General features: G+C 40.2%; 13 protein-coding genes. 3 read left to right on the plus strand and 10 right to left on the minus strand.

Annotated elements, in window-relative coordinates; all coding sequences use genetic code 11:
• Window positions 1–105: 105 nt before the first annotated feature.
• Both QUE86_RS06295 and QUE86_RS06300 read left to right on the plus strand, forming a co-directional pair.
• Window positions 106–738 carry a biliverdin-producing heme oxygenase gene (locus QUE86_RS06295; RefSeq protein ID WP_167658414.1) on the plus strand — a complete coding sequence of 211 codons (633 nt, stop codon included), beginning with the start codon at window positions 106–108 and terminating at the stop codon, window positions 736–738.
• Complete coding sequence (locus tag QUE86_RS06300; protein WP_286259965.1) at window positions 735–3,077, plus strand: ATP-binding protein; 2,343 nt, start codon at window positions 735–737, stop codon at window positions 3,075–3,077. The genes QUE86_RS06295 and QUE86_RS06300 overlap by 4 nt, the downstream gene beginning before the upstream one ends.
• A gap of 10 nt (window positions 3,078–3,087) precedes the next feature.
• Here the strand turns inward: QUE86_RS06300 and QUE86_RS06305 are convergent, their stop codons facing one another.
• Complete coding sequence (locus QUE86_RS06305) at window positions 3,088–3,846, minus strand: XRE family transcriptional regulator (protein WP_130050352.1); 759 nt, start codon at window positions 3,844–3,846, stop codon at window positions 3,088–3,090.
• Window positions 3,847–4,004: 158 nt separating this feature from the next.
• Between QUE86_RS06305 and QUE86_RS06310 the strand changes: the two genes are divergently transcribed.
• Entirely contained in the window at window positions 4,005–4,454 is a 450-nt protein-coding gene (locus QUE86_RS06310; RefSeq protein WP_130050351.1) for a response regulator, read from the plus strand.
• 16 nt (window positions 4,455–4,470) lie between these two features.
• Here the strand turns inward: QUE86_RS06310 and QUE86_RS06315 are convergent, their stop codons facing one another.
• From QUE86_RS06315 to QUE86_RS06355, 9 genes are all read right to left on the minus strand, one after another.
• A complete protein-coding gene (locus QUE86_RS06315; protein WP_286259968.1) occupies window positions 4,471–5,979 on the minus strand; it encodes an NAD(P)H-hydrate dehydratase in 1,509 nt (502 codons plus the stop codon).
• 128 nt (window positions 5,980–6,107) lie between these two features.
• Complete coding sequence (gene speD, locus QUE86_RS06320; RefSeq protein WP_130050349.1) at window positions 6,108–6,920, minus strand: adenosylmethionine decarboxylase; 813 nt, start codon at window positions 6,918–6,920, stop codon at window positions 6,108–6,110.
• Window positions 6,921–7,007: 87 nt separating this feature from the next.
• A complete protein-coding gene (locus tag QUE86_RS06325) occupies window positions 7,008–7,421 on the minus strand; it encodes an OsmC family protein (protein ID WP_130050348.1) in 414 nt (137 codons plus the stop codon).
• 142 nt (window positions 7,422–7,563) lie between these two features.
• Window positions 7,564–7,911: a DUF3802 family protein gene (locus tag QUE86_RS06330; RefSeq protein WP_054563480.1), complete on the minus strand. Its 348-nt coding sequence runs from the start codon at window positions 7,909–7,911 to the stop codon at window positions 7,564–7,566.
• A gap of 128 nt (window positions 7,912–8,039) precedes the next feature.
• Entirely contained in the window at window positions 8,040–9,509 is a 1,470-nt protein-coding gene (astD, locus tag QUE86_RS06335) for a succinylglutamate-semialdehyde dehydrogenase (RefSeq protein ID WP_175083053.1), read from the minus strand.
• Between the two features lie 18 nt (window positions 9,510–9,527).
• Window positions 9,528–10,544 carry an arginine N-succinyltransferase gene (astA, locus tag QUE86_RS06340; protein ID WP_130050346.1) on the minus strand — a complete coding sequence of 339 codons (1,017 nt, stop codon included), beginning with the start codon at window positions 10,542–10,544 and terminating at the stop codon, window positions 9,528–9,530.
• 80 nt (window positions 10,545–10,624) lie between these two features.
• Window positions 10,625–11,830, minus strand: coding sequence for an aspartate aminotransferase family protein (locus QUE86_RS06345; RefSeq protein ID WP_286259978.1), 1,206 nt, complete (start codon window positions 11,828–11,830; stop codon window positions 10,625–10,627).
• Window positions 11,831–12,199: 369 nt separating this feature from the next.
• Window positions 12,200–13,360 carry an HDOD domain-containing protein gene (locus QUE86_RS06350; protein WP_286260344.1) on the minus strand — a complete coding sequence of 387 codons (1,161 nt, stop codon included), beginning with the start codon at window positions 13,358–13,360 and terminating at the stop codon, window positions 12,200–12,202.
• 48 nt (window positions 13,361–13,408) lie between these two features.
• Window positions 13,409–13,987 (minus strand): anthranilate synthase component II, encoded by a 579-nt coding sequence (locus tag QUE86_RS06355; protein WP_054552416.1) that lies wholly within the window; start codon window positions 13,985–13,987, stop codon window positions 13,409–13,411.
• Window positions 13,988–13,998 lie beyond the last annotated feature (11 nt).

Below are 13,998 nucleotides of genomic sequence, written 5' to 3' on the forward strand. Positions count from 1 at the left end.
GTTGCCTTTTCCTAATCACCCTTAATTTTGTATTTTACATACTTGTACCTAAGTATATACTGGTGCGAATACTACTAGAATGCTCCAAATACGTTCAGGATAACAATGGGTTCAGCTTTATCAAACGCCACTGTAATAACTTGCAATAGCGATCAAAATAATATTCATACTTTTATAAAAAATAGTACCGACTTCCTTCACTCTCGTGTGGAAAAACAACTAGGTGCAGTATTATTCGATAAAAATATGACCCAACAATCGTATTTAGAAATTTTAATCGCAATGCATAGTAGCTATTCTATTATGGAGGATGCTATATCAACCTATGGTGCCACAAAACATCTACTTGTTGGCCGCAGCAAGCTAAGCTGGTTAAATCAAGATATTGCTTATTTGCAAACATCTCAACACGCTCCACCTGTTAAATTATATAAACACGATGATTTAAAAAATATCTGCAACGTATCACATGCATTTGGAATGATGTATGTAATGGAGGGAGCCACCATGGGTGGAGGTCACATATTTAAAGCGCTTAAAAAGCATAATTGGATAAATGAGCTTGAAGGGATCCGTTTTTTTTATAGTTATGGTGAACTTAGGAATCAAAAGTGGGCTCAATTTATCCACGCACTAAAGCAGTATCATAACGACAACCCAAACTCAGCAGATGACATTTTATTGGGAGCAAATAAGGCATTTAGCTTAATCTCTCAAGCGCTTGGAGATATAAATTGAGCAATACATTTCAAGTCTCATTAGACAATTGCCATAAAGAACCTATTCATATTCCAGGCTCTATACAACCGCATGGGTACTTACTAGTTGTTGACCCTGAAACACTCAAAATATGCTATTTCAGCGAAAATATTTTATTGCTTTTAAATACACAAAAGGATCGCTTAGTAGGCTCACATATAACTAATTTCTTTGAAGCGAATACATCTAATATCATAGAAGAAAATAAAGCCCAAAAGGACTTTCATGCCATTAACCCACTCAAGATTGAGTTAAAAGGTAAATCGCCTGAGACCTCTATTAAAGGTGTTATTTCTCGTAACGATGAATACTTACTCATTGAACTTGAGTTTGATATAAAGAAAGAGCACTCAAGTATTGACCCCATGAATTACTTGATGAAGCAATCTCTTCACCTAATAGCTGACAAAAAAGAGCTAAACTCATCATTCGACACAGCAGTAGAAGAAGTTCGGAACTTAACAGGTTTTGATCGCGTTATGCTCTATCAGTTTGACCATGAATATAATGGTCAAGTCGTAGCAGAAGCCAAAAAAGATGAGTTAAACTCATTTCTACACCAGCATTTTCCTGAGTCAGATATTCCAAAGCAAGCACGCGCTTTATATTTGCGTAATCCTATAAGGTTACTTGCAGATGTGGATGCTGAAGTATCACCTATCTACCCACAAGACAAGCCTGTAGATTTAAGCACGTGTATAACCAGAAGTGTCTCCCCCATTCATTGCCAATATTTACGCAATATGGGTGTTAAAGCATCAATGTCTATCAGTATTATTATTGCTGGTAAATTATGGGGGTTAATTGCTTGTCACCACTATTCAAGCCATGTCGTCCCTTTTGAGGCACGACAAGTTGCACAGTATATGGGGTTGATGCTCTCATATATAATTTCCCTCAAAACACAATCAATCGAAGCGATTCAAGAAGCTAAAGCCACCGCCATCAGTGCAGAGATAGCAGAGCATATGTCTGAAGAAGTCTTTTTCATTGATGGCTTACGCAAACAAGTTCCTGCTTTACTTAGCATGTTAAGTGCTGATGGTGTTGCATGGCGGCTAGAAAAAGATATTGAAAGTTTCGGGGATGTACCCGCAAATGATGATATTTATCATTTATTTGAGTGGTTGAAAAGCAACCACTTAGAAGATGAACTGCTGTATCATAACTATCACTTGTCTAATGAAAATGCTGAATTTAGTAAGTTTGCTAATATTGCAAGCGGCGTACTTGCTATGCCTGTTTCTACTAATGAAAACCTATTTATTATGTGGTTTCGTAAAGAGGTGATTGAAACAAAAAATTGGGGGGGGAAACCTGAAAAGATAATCGAATTTCTTGACGACGGTAGTCACCGCCTTATGCCTCGTAGCTCATTTCGTTTATGGCAAGAGAATGTACGTAATAAATGCTCACCTTGGAAGGCAAACGAAATATCTTGCGCTATAAAGTTTCGCAATCATTTGGTTAATCATGTTATTGAAAAATCTGAGCGCCTTAAAAAGTTAAACAACTTATTAGAAACTAAAGTTAATGAGCGAACTATCGCTTTAAAAGCGGAAATACTCACTCGACAACAAGCCGAGCTTGACCTTGAAATCGCACTTAGAAAATCTGAAGAGTCTAACCAAGAGTTAGAACGGTTTGCTTTTGTTGCGTCTCATGATTTACAAGAACCCTTACGAAAAATACAAATGTTCGGCGATCGCCTGCAAAACTCTAAAGAACAGATTGGAGAAAGAAACGCTTCTTATATCTCTCGTATGATGGATTCTGCCGAAAGAATGCAAAAACTTATCAAAGGAGTATTGAGTTTTTCTAGAATCAATCGAAAAGGCGAAGAGTTTCGTCACTTTTCAGCATCAGATGTTTTTCATGATATTCTTGATGATCTTGAGTTAATTATCGCTGACAAGGACGCGGTGTTTCACATAGAAGACATTGGTGAAATCTATGGCGACAAACGACAAATCCAGCGTTTGTTTCAAAACTTAATTCTCAATGCGCTTAAATTTAGTCACCCACATCAAGCACCCATTATAGGGATTAAGTCAGTTGAGCGAACAGACGAGCATCTTGTTATCGCTGTCATTGATAACGGAATAGGTTTTAATAGCGAGTTTAAAGACAGAATATTTAACCTTTTTGAACGGGTTCACTCTAAACAAGCATACGAAGGAACAGGGTTAGGCTTAGCTATTTGTAAGAAAATAGTCGAACGACACCATGGGACAATTACAGCAGAAGCAAATATCAATGAAGGCTCTCAGTTTTACGTCACCTTACCACTAAGAGAAATAAAACTAAGTCAGTTTTAGTAATTTACCGCTACGATTGTGGCGGTAAAACTCTATTAATATGCTCTTTAAGTTGTCTAATTTCATTTTCAATAGACTCAAAACGCTGACTTTGCATATGTGAGTCTTGATCGGTTATAGAACTTATTTTTGCTTTTACATGCCAGATTTCTAAGATATCACTTCCCTGAATTGAATATGTTTTGTACTCAGGGTTATCACTCTTAAATAAGTAACTGACGGGGTCTGTCTTGTGGCTAAAGAGGCGTTTTGCGACAATGCCATCTTTAGTGACAGCAACACAAACTGAACCATTCTCTAACTGATTAATATCCTTGACTTGTTCAGTGATCAGCGTTTCTCTGGGGCGGATAGTTGGCATCATGCTATCGCCTTCAACTTCGAATAGTCGATAATTGCCATTTTCAAACCCCGGAATTTTATAAACATCCAGAGTTTTAATATAGTCTTCATCACTACACTGTTCTATATAACCAGCTTGAGCTTCTTCATTGACAAGTGGAATAAATGAAGTCTCTAAGGCTTTTTGATAACTCTGGAAACTCGAGTCATCAAATCCTTCTATACCAAAAATAAGCCAGTTACAATCTACATTAAACACTTTGCTGATTTTAATAATAGTACTGAGAGATAGGGTCGACTTGCCAGCCTCCAGTTGTGATAGAGCCCCCTGAGTTATACCTATTTTATCGGCAAACTCTTGTTGAGAAAGGTTCAAACTTTCGCGAAGAGCTACCACTCTATTAGTACTAGTAAGATTTACTGTCATTGGGTTATTAATAAACTTATGTTTGTATTATGGGTATAAGCAAGTTAATATAACACCTACTTAACTAAAGTATATACTATTCGATTAACTAATTATTTAATTTGTTGTTTTATTTATAAGTATCTACGTGAAAAAGATAAGCTAATCAGGAGTTGCTAATGTTTAACGACAAATTATTTATCAAAAAGTTACGCTCTGTGAGCTATATTTTAGTTGCGGATGATGACCTCGATGATCAAGAACTCATCCGTGATGCCCTGGTTGAAAATAATGTCGATGAAAATAAAATTCAATTTGTTGATGACGGCATGCAATTACTTGAGTCACTCGATAAAAATAAAATTCTACCAAGCCTTATTTTATTAGACCTAAACATGCCACGAAAGGGTGGAAAAGAAGCGTTAGTCGAACTAAAAAAATCGGAGCGTTACCGCCATATTCCCATCATAATTTTTACGACTTCTGATTCAGAAGTTGATATTAAGCAATGTTATAGCTTAGGTACTAACGCCTTTATGACCAAGCCTTCTAGCTATTATGATTTAGTTGATTCAATGAAAATGCTAACTCAATATTGGCTTGTTCAAGCTAGGATAGTCTTAGACTAAGGCGAAATATTTAGCCTTACCTGCTCAAGTCAGCACTGCTTGCCAATTCTTTTATCAGCTTCCTTACAACGACAAACAAATCACTCGGTAACATGCCTCTTTCGCCTTCACGCTCTGCGGCAATATCACCAGCTTTTGCATGTAAGGTTACGCCTAAGCAAGTTGCATGCTGAGGAGTAAGCCCCTGTGCGATCAGGGCCGCTATGATGCCTGTTAAAACATCGCCACTGCCGCCAACCGCAAGTGCAGGATTTCCATCTGTACACACCCATGTTTGGTTAGTGTCAGCAATTAAACTACCAGCACCTTTTAGTACACAAGTAGTGGTATAGCTATGTGCGAGCTGCTTTACCGCATGAAAGCGATTTTCTTCAATATCGCTTGCGTGACAATTGAGTAACCTTGCAGCCTCACCGGGGTGTGGTGTTATAACTGTATTAACTAATGGGAATGACGAAGCATGCTGAGCCATTAAGTTAAGTGCATCAGCATCAATCACCAGAGGTTTATTATTAGTGAAACAATACTGCATGACAGTTTCAAATGTTGTTTCTGACCAAGTGTCTTGTCCAAGCCCAGGGCCGATGGTGATACAACTTGCCCATTCTAATGCACTAATTAAGTTTGTATCAGTCACCATTAATTCTGGTCGGCCAATACTGACTGGCAAAATAGAACTGCTGTGAGTATAAACCTTCACCATACCTGCGCCAGTCCGAAGAGCGGCTTCTGCGGTCAAACGAATTGCACCCGCTGTCCCTGCGTTACCACCAATACATAGCAACTTACCATGGTTAGTTTTGTGACTGTTATTATCACGTCGAGAGAGCGGTGATTGACTTTGATAATTGATAAGCTCAGCAGTGGGTGCTGTCAGTTTTAAAAAGGTATCTCCAATACCTAAGTCAGTAAACTCAAGATTACCTGCATGTGCTCGTCCTTGCCCTGTCACTAAACCTTGTTTAATACCCACAAAGGTAACAGTGAGTGCCGCTTTTATTGCGATCCCCTGTATTACACCTGTGTCTGCATGAATGCCTGATGGTAAATCAATGGCAACAATCGGCTTTTGACTTTCATTAGCGGCTTTAATCAACTCTGAGAAAGGTTCGCGCACCTCGCTTTGAATACCTGTACCGAGCAAACCGTCAATGATGATATCTGCTTGTTCAATAGCGCTAACATCCGTTGTTATTGCTCCCCCAGCATTGAGCCAAGCTTGCTGAGCACTCAGCGCATCACCTTTGAGAGGTTTATCTTGTAAGCCAGCAATAACTGTAACCTGCTTACCCGCTTGTTTAGCTAAGCGGGCAACAACATAGCCATCACCCGCATTGTTACCAACGCCAGCTAATACAACGAATGTACTTGCTTTAGGAAAATAGCTGATAGCTTGCTGATAAGTAGCCAGCCCTGCTCGCTCCATAAGCTCATATAAAGTTACACCAGAGCGCTTAGCTGCTGGGCCTTCATTTTCACGAACTTGTTCTGCTAAAAATACCGACTGCGAGAGCACAACTGACATGTCTATCCTTAAATTGGCCTTTTAACCAGCATATAAGTACAGGCTAATGTAGTCAATGAGCAGCTTTAAGGAATAAAAAACGGCGCGTAACTTACATTACGCGCCGTTTCTTTAAAACTCGTAGTTACTTACTCTGTATCTGGCAAGTTACGGCCGTAGAAGATTTCTTGCATCTCGCGAGTCAGCTTTGAGTAGATAACTTCTTCTTCTTCTTCAGATAAATCCGCTGTAGAAACACCGAATAAATAAGTATTCAGGTCAGTTTCTTTTAACATCATCTTAGTATGGAACAAGTTCTCTTGATACACATTCACGTCCATCATTTGGTACGCTTCTTTAGTATCTTCAGTCATGTAGTTCTGAATTGAGTTAATCGCGTGATCGATATAGTGTTTAACACCATCTACGTCACGCGTAAAACCACGTACACGGTAGTCAATGGTTACAACATCAGACTCAAGGCTGTGAATTAAGAAGTTTAACGCTTTTAATGGCGAAATTATGCCACATGTTGATACTTCGATATCAGCACGGAACGTACAAATACCATCATCAGGGTGTGCTTCTGGATATGTATGAACACAGATGTGGCTCTTATCTAAGTGCGCTACAACTGTTTCAGGAAGAGGGCCCGGCGCTTCATCAACTTCATACGTCGTTTGCTGTTCAATTGGCTCTTCTGAGATCAAGATTGTCACGCTAGCGCCTTGCGGATCATAATCTTGGCGAGAAACATTTAGAATGTTTGCGCCAATAATATCCACAACTTCACCTAAAATATCGGTCAGGCGATCAGCACTGTACTGTTCGTCGATATATTCGATATATTCCTTACGCTGTTGTTCAGTCTTTGCGTAACAAATATCGTAAATACTAAAGCTTAAGCTCTTAGTTAAGTTATTAAAGCCATGAAGCTTAATTTTATCGAAGGGTTTATTCATGCTAAACCAACCTTAAAACGAGTGAACCTGCACCAGCAGAAATAAAAGTTCGCGGATTTTATACGAATTTTCTGCTCGGAAAAAGCGTTATTTTACCTGTTCTTGCACAACTTCATGACTATGCGTAATTTCTACTGTCTTATCAAGCATTAAGGCTACAGAGCAATACTTTTCAGCAGATAATTGAACGGCACGAGCAAGGTGCTTTTCTGAAACATTATCACCAGTGACCACAAAGTGTAGATTAATCTTGGTAAACACGCGAGGAGCTGACTCAGCACGCTCTGCTGTTAGCTTAACTTGCACATCAGAAAATGATTGTTTTGCTTTTTTTAAAATACTAACAACATCAACAGATGAGCAGCACCCAGCTGACATTAAGACCATTTCCATTGGGCTTGGCGCTGCGCTATCACTACCTGCATCAAAAACTACATTATGACCTGAATTTGAAAGGCCAATAAACGTATCGCCATCTACCCATTTTACATTCGCTTGCATGTGTTTTATCTCTTAAAGTTATTTTGTTTGATTGTAAGCAAGTCACTCACAGATGCAAGGGATAAAAGGTAAGCTATATGAAAGCGAGTAGCTTATTTCAAGCTACTCGCTGAAAGACTAGAATTTTGTAGTTATTTATAAATTATGCGCTTTCTACAACTGCGCTATCGAATAAGTTTTTCACTAATCCGGCAAATTCGTCAATAAAGGCATGTTGTTCAACGGTTACTGTGTGATTTGTAACGCTACTTAGCACTTCTTGTAAGTCGTATACAATACCGTCGACTTCACGGACAATTTGGCTGCGTTGTTCGGTATTAAGCTCTGTGTGTTGTTCGCAAAGTAACATGACGTTTTCTGCTATCACGTCTTCAATCAGCTCTAACACTGTTGGAGCTCCTGGTTTAATTTGACCCGGCTTCTCAAAAAGCGCTAAATTTTGAGTGAGATACATGACAAGATCATCATACCCTTGCCTATCTAAAACCATACGACTTCACACCTAATAAAAAACTACCTCTTTAGATTTAAGCAGAAAGCGCTTTTAATTGCTACCTTTGCCACGCATCTCATACAAAAAAAGCAGCCAAAGCTGCTTTTTATAGTTATTTACGATTACTAATCGATTTTTAAGCCTGGACTTAATGTCGCTGGCATCGCTACTTTTTCAAGCTCAACCGAAGCTACGGGGTATGCACAATAGTCAGCGGCATAATATGCGCTTGCTCTGTGGTTACCCGATGCTCCAATACCACCAAATGGAGCTGCACTTGATGCACCTGTGATAGGCCTGTTCCAGTTTACGATACCCGCACGAATACGACGTAAGAAATGGTCGTAATCTGCTGCGCTGTCACTCAACAAACCAGCTGATAAGCCAAAGCTAGTATCATTAGCTTTATCAATAGCGGCATCAAAATCGGTAAAGCGGAATACTTTAAGAAGAGGTCCAAAGTGCTCTTCGTCTGGGAAGTTAGCGACATTTGTACACTCTAAAATACCCGGTGTTACAAAGCCGGTATTCTCTTTGTGAGTTAGCTCAACTAACACCTCAGCGCCAAGCTCAACAAGTTGCTGTTGTGCTGTGACCATACCAGCTGCTGCCGCAGCAGAAATCATTGACCCGATGAAAGGTTGCTCTTCTGCGTCGTAGTCACCGACTTTAATAGCTTTAGTTGCTTTAATAAGACCCGCTAAGATGGCATCACCTTGCTCGCCCGCAGGTAAGAATAACTTACGCGCGCAGGTACAACGTTGACCTGTAGAGATAAACGCTGATTGAATAATATCGTGGATAGCCGCTTTAGTGTCAGCAACATCAGTAACGATAAGCGGGTTATTACCACCCATTTCTAGCGCTAAGATTTTACCCGGTTGACCAGCAAACTGTTCATGTAAAATATGGCCAGTGCGCGAAGAGCCAGTAAAGAATAAACCGTCGATCCCTTTATGAGATGCAAGCGCTTTTCCCGTTTCTACTTCACCTTGCACAAGGTTGATTACACCTGCAGGGAGACCCGCCTTTTGCCATAACTTTAACGTTAACTCAGCAACTGCTGGCGTTAACTCAGACGGTTTAAATACCACGGTATTACCTGCTAATAATGCAGGTACAATGTGACCATTTGGTAAGTGACCTGGGAAGTTATAAGGGCCAAATACAGCTACAACACCATGAGGCTTGTGGCGGATCATCGCACGACCTTGTGGCATTGGGTTTTCAACATCGCCTGTACGCTCTAAAAATGCTTTTTCAGAGATAGCAATTTTACCCACCATCGCACCTGCTTCAGTGCGTGTTTCCCAAAGTGGTTTACCTGTTTCTTGTGCGATAGCAATCGCTAATTCTTCGCTGTGCTCTTTAAGCGTTTCTGCGAATGTTTTTACAATCGCTAAACGCTCTGCAAATGTTTTATCAGCCCAGCTGTAAAACGCTTCACGTGCAGCAGCGACTGCGCCGTCTACTTGTTCAGCAGTGGCAGTATTTGCTTGCCAGATAACATCATTATTTGCTGGGTTTACAGATTGAAAAGTATGACCAAGGCCTGCTTGCCATTGACCATTAATAAATTGCGCTGCATGAGTCATTAATATGTCTCCTGAATTCTATAGTTCTGCTAGTGATACTGAATCACCCGCTTCTAAGTGAAGTGCTTTTGCTAATTCACTTGAGATTGTGATGCTCTCGGCATCGCATGATAGGCTAACTTGAGTCACGGTTGCTCTAAAATCAGCAATTTTATCATTTGCTAACAATACCGTGGTGTCGCCTTGGCTTTCACCTATTTCAACTTTAACCGTGTGGGCATTTCTTACTGTAGCAATGTTATCTACTTTTGCTTCAACAGTTGGGCCTGCATCAAAAATGTCTACATAACCATTAAAGGTAAAACCTTCGCTCTTTAATAGTTCAATCGCAGGGCGTGTGTTGTCATGCACTTGACCAATCACAGCTTGTGCATCTTTGCTCAGTAAGTTAACGTAAATTGGGTATTTAGGCATTAACTCGGCAATGAATACTTTCTGGCCAATACCCGTCAAGTAATCAGCCGTTGGAAAGTCCATTGAGAAAAAGTGCTCTTCTAGCCATTGCCAAAATGGGCTTTCGCCGCTTTCGTCTGAAACACCACGCATTTCAGCAATTACGGTGTCTGCAAAACGCTCTCTATGTTGATTAATAAACATAAAGCGCGCTTTTGAAAGCAATTTACCGTTATTGTTTTTACGGTAGCCATCTTTTAAGAATAATGTGCATAGCTCAGTTGCACCGGTGTAATCATTACACAGGGTTAAAATATCAACGGCTTTATACACGTCTAGCGTACGAGATGAATGAATAACTTTGCTTAAATGATAATGATAAAAAGCATCATCTAAACCAACAGCGGCTTCAATACCCGAAGTCCCTACAACTTCACCCGTTTCGCTATCTTCAAGAACAAACAAGTAACCTTCATCACCTGGCTGCTGCGCTGCTTTTGCAAATGAGCTGACAGAATGATCAATTTTCTTTTGTAATAACTCTTCATTATTAGGCAAAGACGTAAAGCCATGGCCTGACTCATCAGCAATCTTTACTAACGCTTGGTAATCGCTTTGCTGGATTGGGCGAAGGATCATCATAAGTCCGCTTGCTCCCTTATAAATAACGGTAAATTAAGAAATGTGGGCAAGCTTAGCTTGCCCTGAAATGACAGTTTCGTTTAGCTGTTAACGACTTTTGCAACTGCTTTTTCGAAACGAGCCATACCTTCGCGGATATCAGCTTCTGGAATTACAAGTGACGGAGTGAAACGAACAACATCAGCGCCAGCCACTAAAGACATAACGCCTTCTGCGGTACCAGCCACTAAAAACTCTTTTGCACGACCTTTGAATTGCTCTGTTACTACAGCACCAATTAATAGGCCTTCGCCACGGATTTCAGTGAATACATTGTACTTTTCGTTAATCGCAGTTAGTAACTCACGGAATAACGCTGATTTTTCTTTAACGCCATTAAGTACTTCTGGCGTATTAACAGTGTCGAATGCTGCTTCTGCTACTGCACATGCTAGTGGGTTACCACCGTAAGTAGAGCCATGAGTACCTACTTTTAAGTGCTTAGCAATATCAGTTGTGGTGATCATCGCACCGATAGGGAAACCACCACCTAACGCTTTTGCAGTCGTTAAGATATCTGGCGTTACATTTAGACCTTGATAAGCATAAAGCTCACCCGTACGACCAACACCTGTTTGTACTTCATCAAAGATTAGTAGTGCATTATGCTTAGTACATAACTCACGAACACCTTCAACAAACTCAGCTGTTGGAGAAATGATACCGCCTTCACCTTGCAGAGGCTCCATCATTACCGCACACGTGTTGTTTGAGATAAGCGCTTCAAATGCCGCTAAATCGTTGTAGTCACAGTGAACGATATCACCCGGTTTAGGACCGAAACCATCAGAGTATGCAGCTTGACCGCCTACCGTTACAGTAAAGAATGTACGGCCGTGGAAACCTTTGTTAAATGAGATAATTTGTGACTTTTGCTCACCAAAGTTATCAAGTGCAAAACGGCGTGCTAGTTTAAGTGCTGCTTCGTTTGCTTCTGCACCAGAGTTAGCAAAATACACTTTTTCTGCGAATGTTGCGTCAGTTAGCTTTTTAGCTAAGCGAAGAGCTGGCTCATTAGTCATGACATTTGATAAGTGCCAAATTTTTTCGCCTTGTTCTTTTAATGCACTTACAAGAGCTGGGTGACAATGACCAAGACAGTTAACAGCAATACCACCAGCAAAATCGATAAATTCGCGACCTTCTTGGTCCCATACGCGAGACCCTTCGCCTCGAACTGGAATAACACTTGATGGTGCATAGTTAGGAACCATTACTTGATCAAATAATTCGCGATTGACTGTCATTTTATATCCTCTTAATTGTAAGCACACACAGAGCAAGGTGGCGCTCTAAAGCCAAACCAAGCCATTTTACTTAGCCGATTGAGCTTAGCGCAAAATCACCAAAATAACTCTTTGGTTCAATTTTCATTCATCCATTATTCCAGAAAATTTTCGTCCTGTCTCTTAGAAAACTTTCATGTAGCCCTTGAAAATAAAGGGCTTGAGATATTTTTTCATGGATAGTGAATAACTATTTGAAGGCTGTTTTTTGGTCTAATTACTATAAAAAGGCGTACGGCTAGTGAGCCAAGCACAGGCTGATGACAAAAAATTTGTCGCTGCAGATTGATAAACAATGAATGAATAGTCGCAAAAAAATTAACAATTTTTTTAATTAATTTGAATATGAAAGCGATCAAAATTGCATTTTGCTAGCTGATTAAGTTCTTCCTTGGTGAAATCGAAGTGCGTAAACCAACGTTCAGTTTCGTCATTTTCGACCAATTGATGCTCATTTAAACTTAAATACTGCGCGTAACAACGAGCTTTTAAAATCACCTTAGTAAGTGGCAAATATTCATCGTTTTTAGCTAAGGGTGTAGTTAATTGCTGCATTACCGCATTAAATGGCAAATATCTAAAGTCCATTTGCTCAATCACGGTCGCTGTTATCTTCATCGACTGCTTATTTAGCAAGGTGCTTAAAAATAATGGATCAGGTTTTAGTTCTAATAAAGCAGTGTGTAAGTCTTTCTTTTGCTCATCACGGGCTTTCGTTACTTGACGCTGCCAAACTAATTCGAAAATACGAAGGTATATACGTACTAGCGCTATTTTACCCACATCGAGTAGCATACCTAAGGTAAACGCGTGCACCTCATTTACACCATTTAATTTAGCAAGTTCTTGAGCTGCAATCGCACACGCCATTGAGTTATCACGAAGTCGACGTTTTAGTAGTGGAAATGGCTCTGTGCTGTGTGGCATCCAATGGCGTACCGCAAAGGTTGGCACCACAAACTTTAAATTGTCTAAGCCTATGTAACGCAGCGCTAATAATGGATTATCAACTTGAACTGAAGTGTGTTTATTACGTTGTTTTCGATAAAAAGGTAAATTCACAAACGCAACGAGCTCACGACCTAACCAACTTAAGTCTTTAACTAATGGCTCTAGTCGACCCACTGAGGCTGAACGCACAGCTAGAATATCTAGAATAGCAGGTACACTGTCTTGGATACCGATAGTTTCGTGGATAACTGAATCAATATCTTCAAGCTGCTTTTGCATGGCAGCTTCAATTACTTGGTGTAACTGTTTACTCGCCTGAGCACGGTATTTATGGTGAGCTGTACTGCTCTTTTGACGCTTTTTCTCGGCAGCGACCTCTACTTCTAATAGAGTACGCTGCTCCATTGACTCGCCATAATCAATTTCTAAGGTATGAATAAAGCCAATTTGACGCTGTGCAAAACTGTGACCAAGCAAAAGATCGTGTGCGCGCTCATTAAGCACCATCGCAGTCCTTTGTTGTCGGGTTTCTTCGGTCATTTGCACAGGCGTATTGTCGTTCATATTTGTTAATTCACTAGCCTAAGGTTAGAAGCGAGTTAAAAAGTTAGCAAGTAATTCAAGCCCTTGTTGGGTCAAAATTGCTTCGGGATGAAATTGCACTCCTTCAAGTGCTAAATCATTATGCATGATCCCCATAATTTCATCAAAATCAGAATTTTGTTCTGTCCATGCGGTAATAGTGAAGTCACTAGGCAGGCTTTGTTTATCCACCACTAAAGAGTGGTATCGGCATACCGTCAGCGGGTTGGCCAAACCGTTAAACACACCTTGATTGGTATGCTTAACTAACGAGGTTTTCCCATGCATCACTTGCTTGGCACGAATAACATCAGCACCTAGAGCCTGAGCAATAGTTTGGTGCCCTAAGCAAATACCAAGAATTGGCAACTGCCCTTTTAATTGTTCAACCACTTGCAGAGAAATACCTGCTTCATTTGGTGAACATGGCCCAGGTGAAAGTACGATATGCTCTGGGTTAAGCTGTTTAATTTCAGCAATGCTAATCTCATCGTTTCGTTTAACTAATACATCTTGGTCTAAGCGCTGAAAATATTGCACTAGGTTGTATGTAAACGAATCATAATTGTCGATCATTAACAGCATTGCGTGTAACC

The sequence above is a fragment of the Pseudoalteromonas apostichopi genome (assembly GCF_030297135.1).
Taxonomy (GTDB): domain Bacteria; phylum Pseudomonadota; class Gammaproteobacteria; order Enterobacterales; family Alteromonadaceae; genus Pseudoalteromonas; species Pseudoalteromonas apostichopi.

What these genes read in the sequence shown, in the direction of transcription:
- astA (WP_130050346.1), bottom strand. Translation starts at nt 10,544, where the DNA reads ATGATGATCCTTCGCCCAATCCAGCAAAGCGATTACCAAGCGTTAGTA.
- QUE86_RS06350 (WP_286260344.1), bottom strand. Translation starts at nt 13,360, where the DNA reads ATGACCGAAGAAACCCGACAACAAAGGACTGCGATGGTGCTTAATGAG.
- QUE86_RS06315 (WP_286259968.1), bottom strand. Translation starts at nt 5,979, where the DNA reads ATGTCAGTTGTGCTCTCGCAGTCGGTATTTTTAGCAGAACAAGTTCGT.
- QUE86_RS06330 (WP_054563480.1), bottom strand. Translation starts at nt 7,911, where the DNA reads ATGGTTTTAGATAGGCAAGGGTATGATGATCTTGTCATGTATCTCACT.
- astD (WP_175083053.1), bottom strand. Translation starts at nt 9,509, where the DNA reads ATGACTCATGCAGCGCAATTTATTAATGGTCAATGGCAAGCAGGCCTT.
- QUE86_RS06325 (WP_130050348.1), bottom strand. Translation starts at nt 7,421, where the DNA reads ATGCAAGCGAATGTAAAATGGGTAGATGGCGATACGTTTATTGGCCTT.
- QUE86_RS06345 (WP_286259978.1), bottom strand. Translation starts at nt 11,830, where the DNA reads ATGACAGTCAATCGCGAATTATTTGATCAAGTAATGGTTCCTAACTAT.
- QUE86_RS06295 (WP_167658414.1), top strand. Translation starts at nt 106, where the DNA reads ATGGGTTCAGCTTTATCAAACGCCACTGTAATAACTTGCAATAGCGAT.
- QUE86_RS06355 (WP_054552416.1), bottom strand. Translation starts at nt 13,987, where the DNA reads ATGCTGTTAATGATCGACAATTATGATTCGTTTACATACAACCTAGTG.
- QUE86_RS06310 (WP_130050351.1), top strand. Translation starts at nt 4,005, where the DNA reads ATGTTTAACGACAAATTATTTATCAAAAAGTTACGCTCTGTGAGCTAT.
- QUE86_RS06305 (WP_130050352.1), bottom strand. Translation starts at nt 3,846, where the DNA reads ATGACAGTAAATCTTACTAGTACTAATAGAGTGGTAGCTCTTCGCGAA.
- speD (WP_130050349.1), bottom strand. Translation starts at nt 6,920, where the DNA reads ATGAATAAACCCTTCGATAAAATTAAGCTTCATGGCTTTAATAACTTA.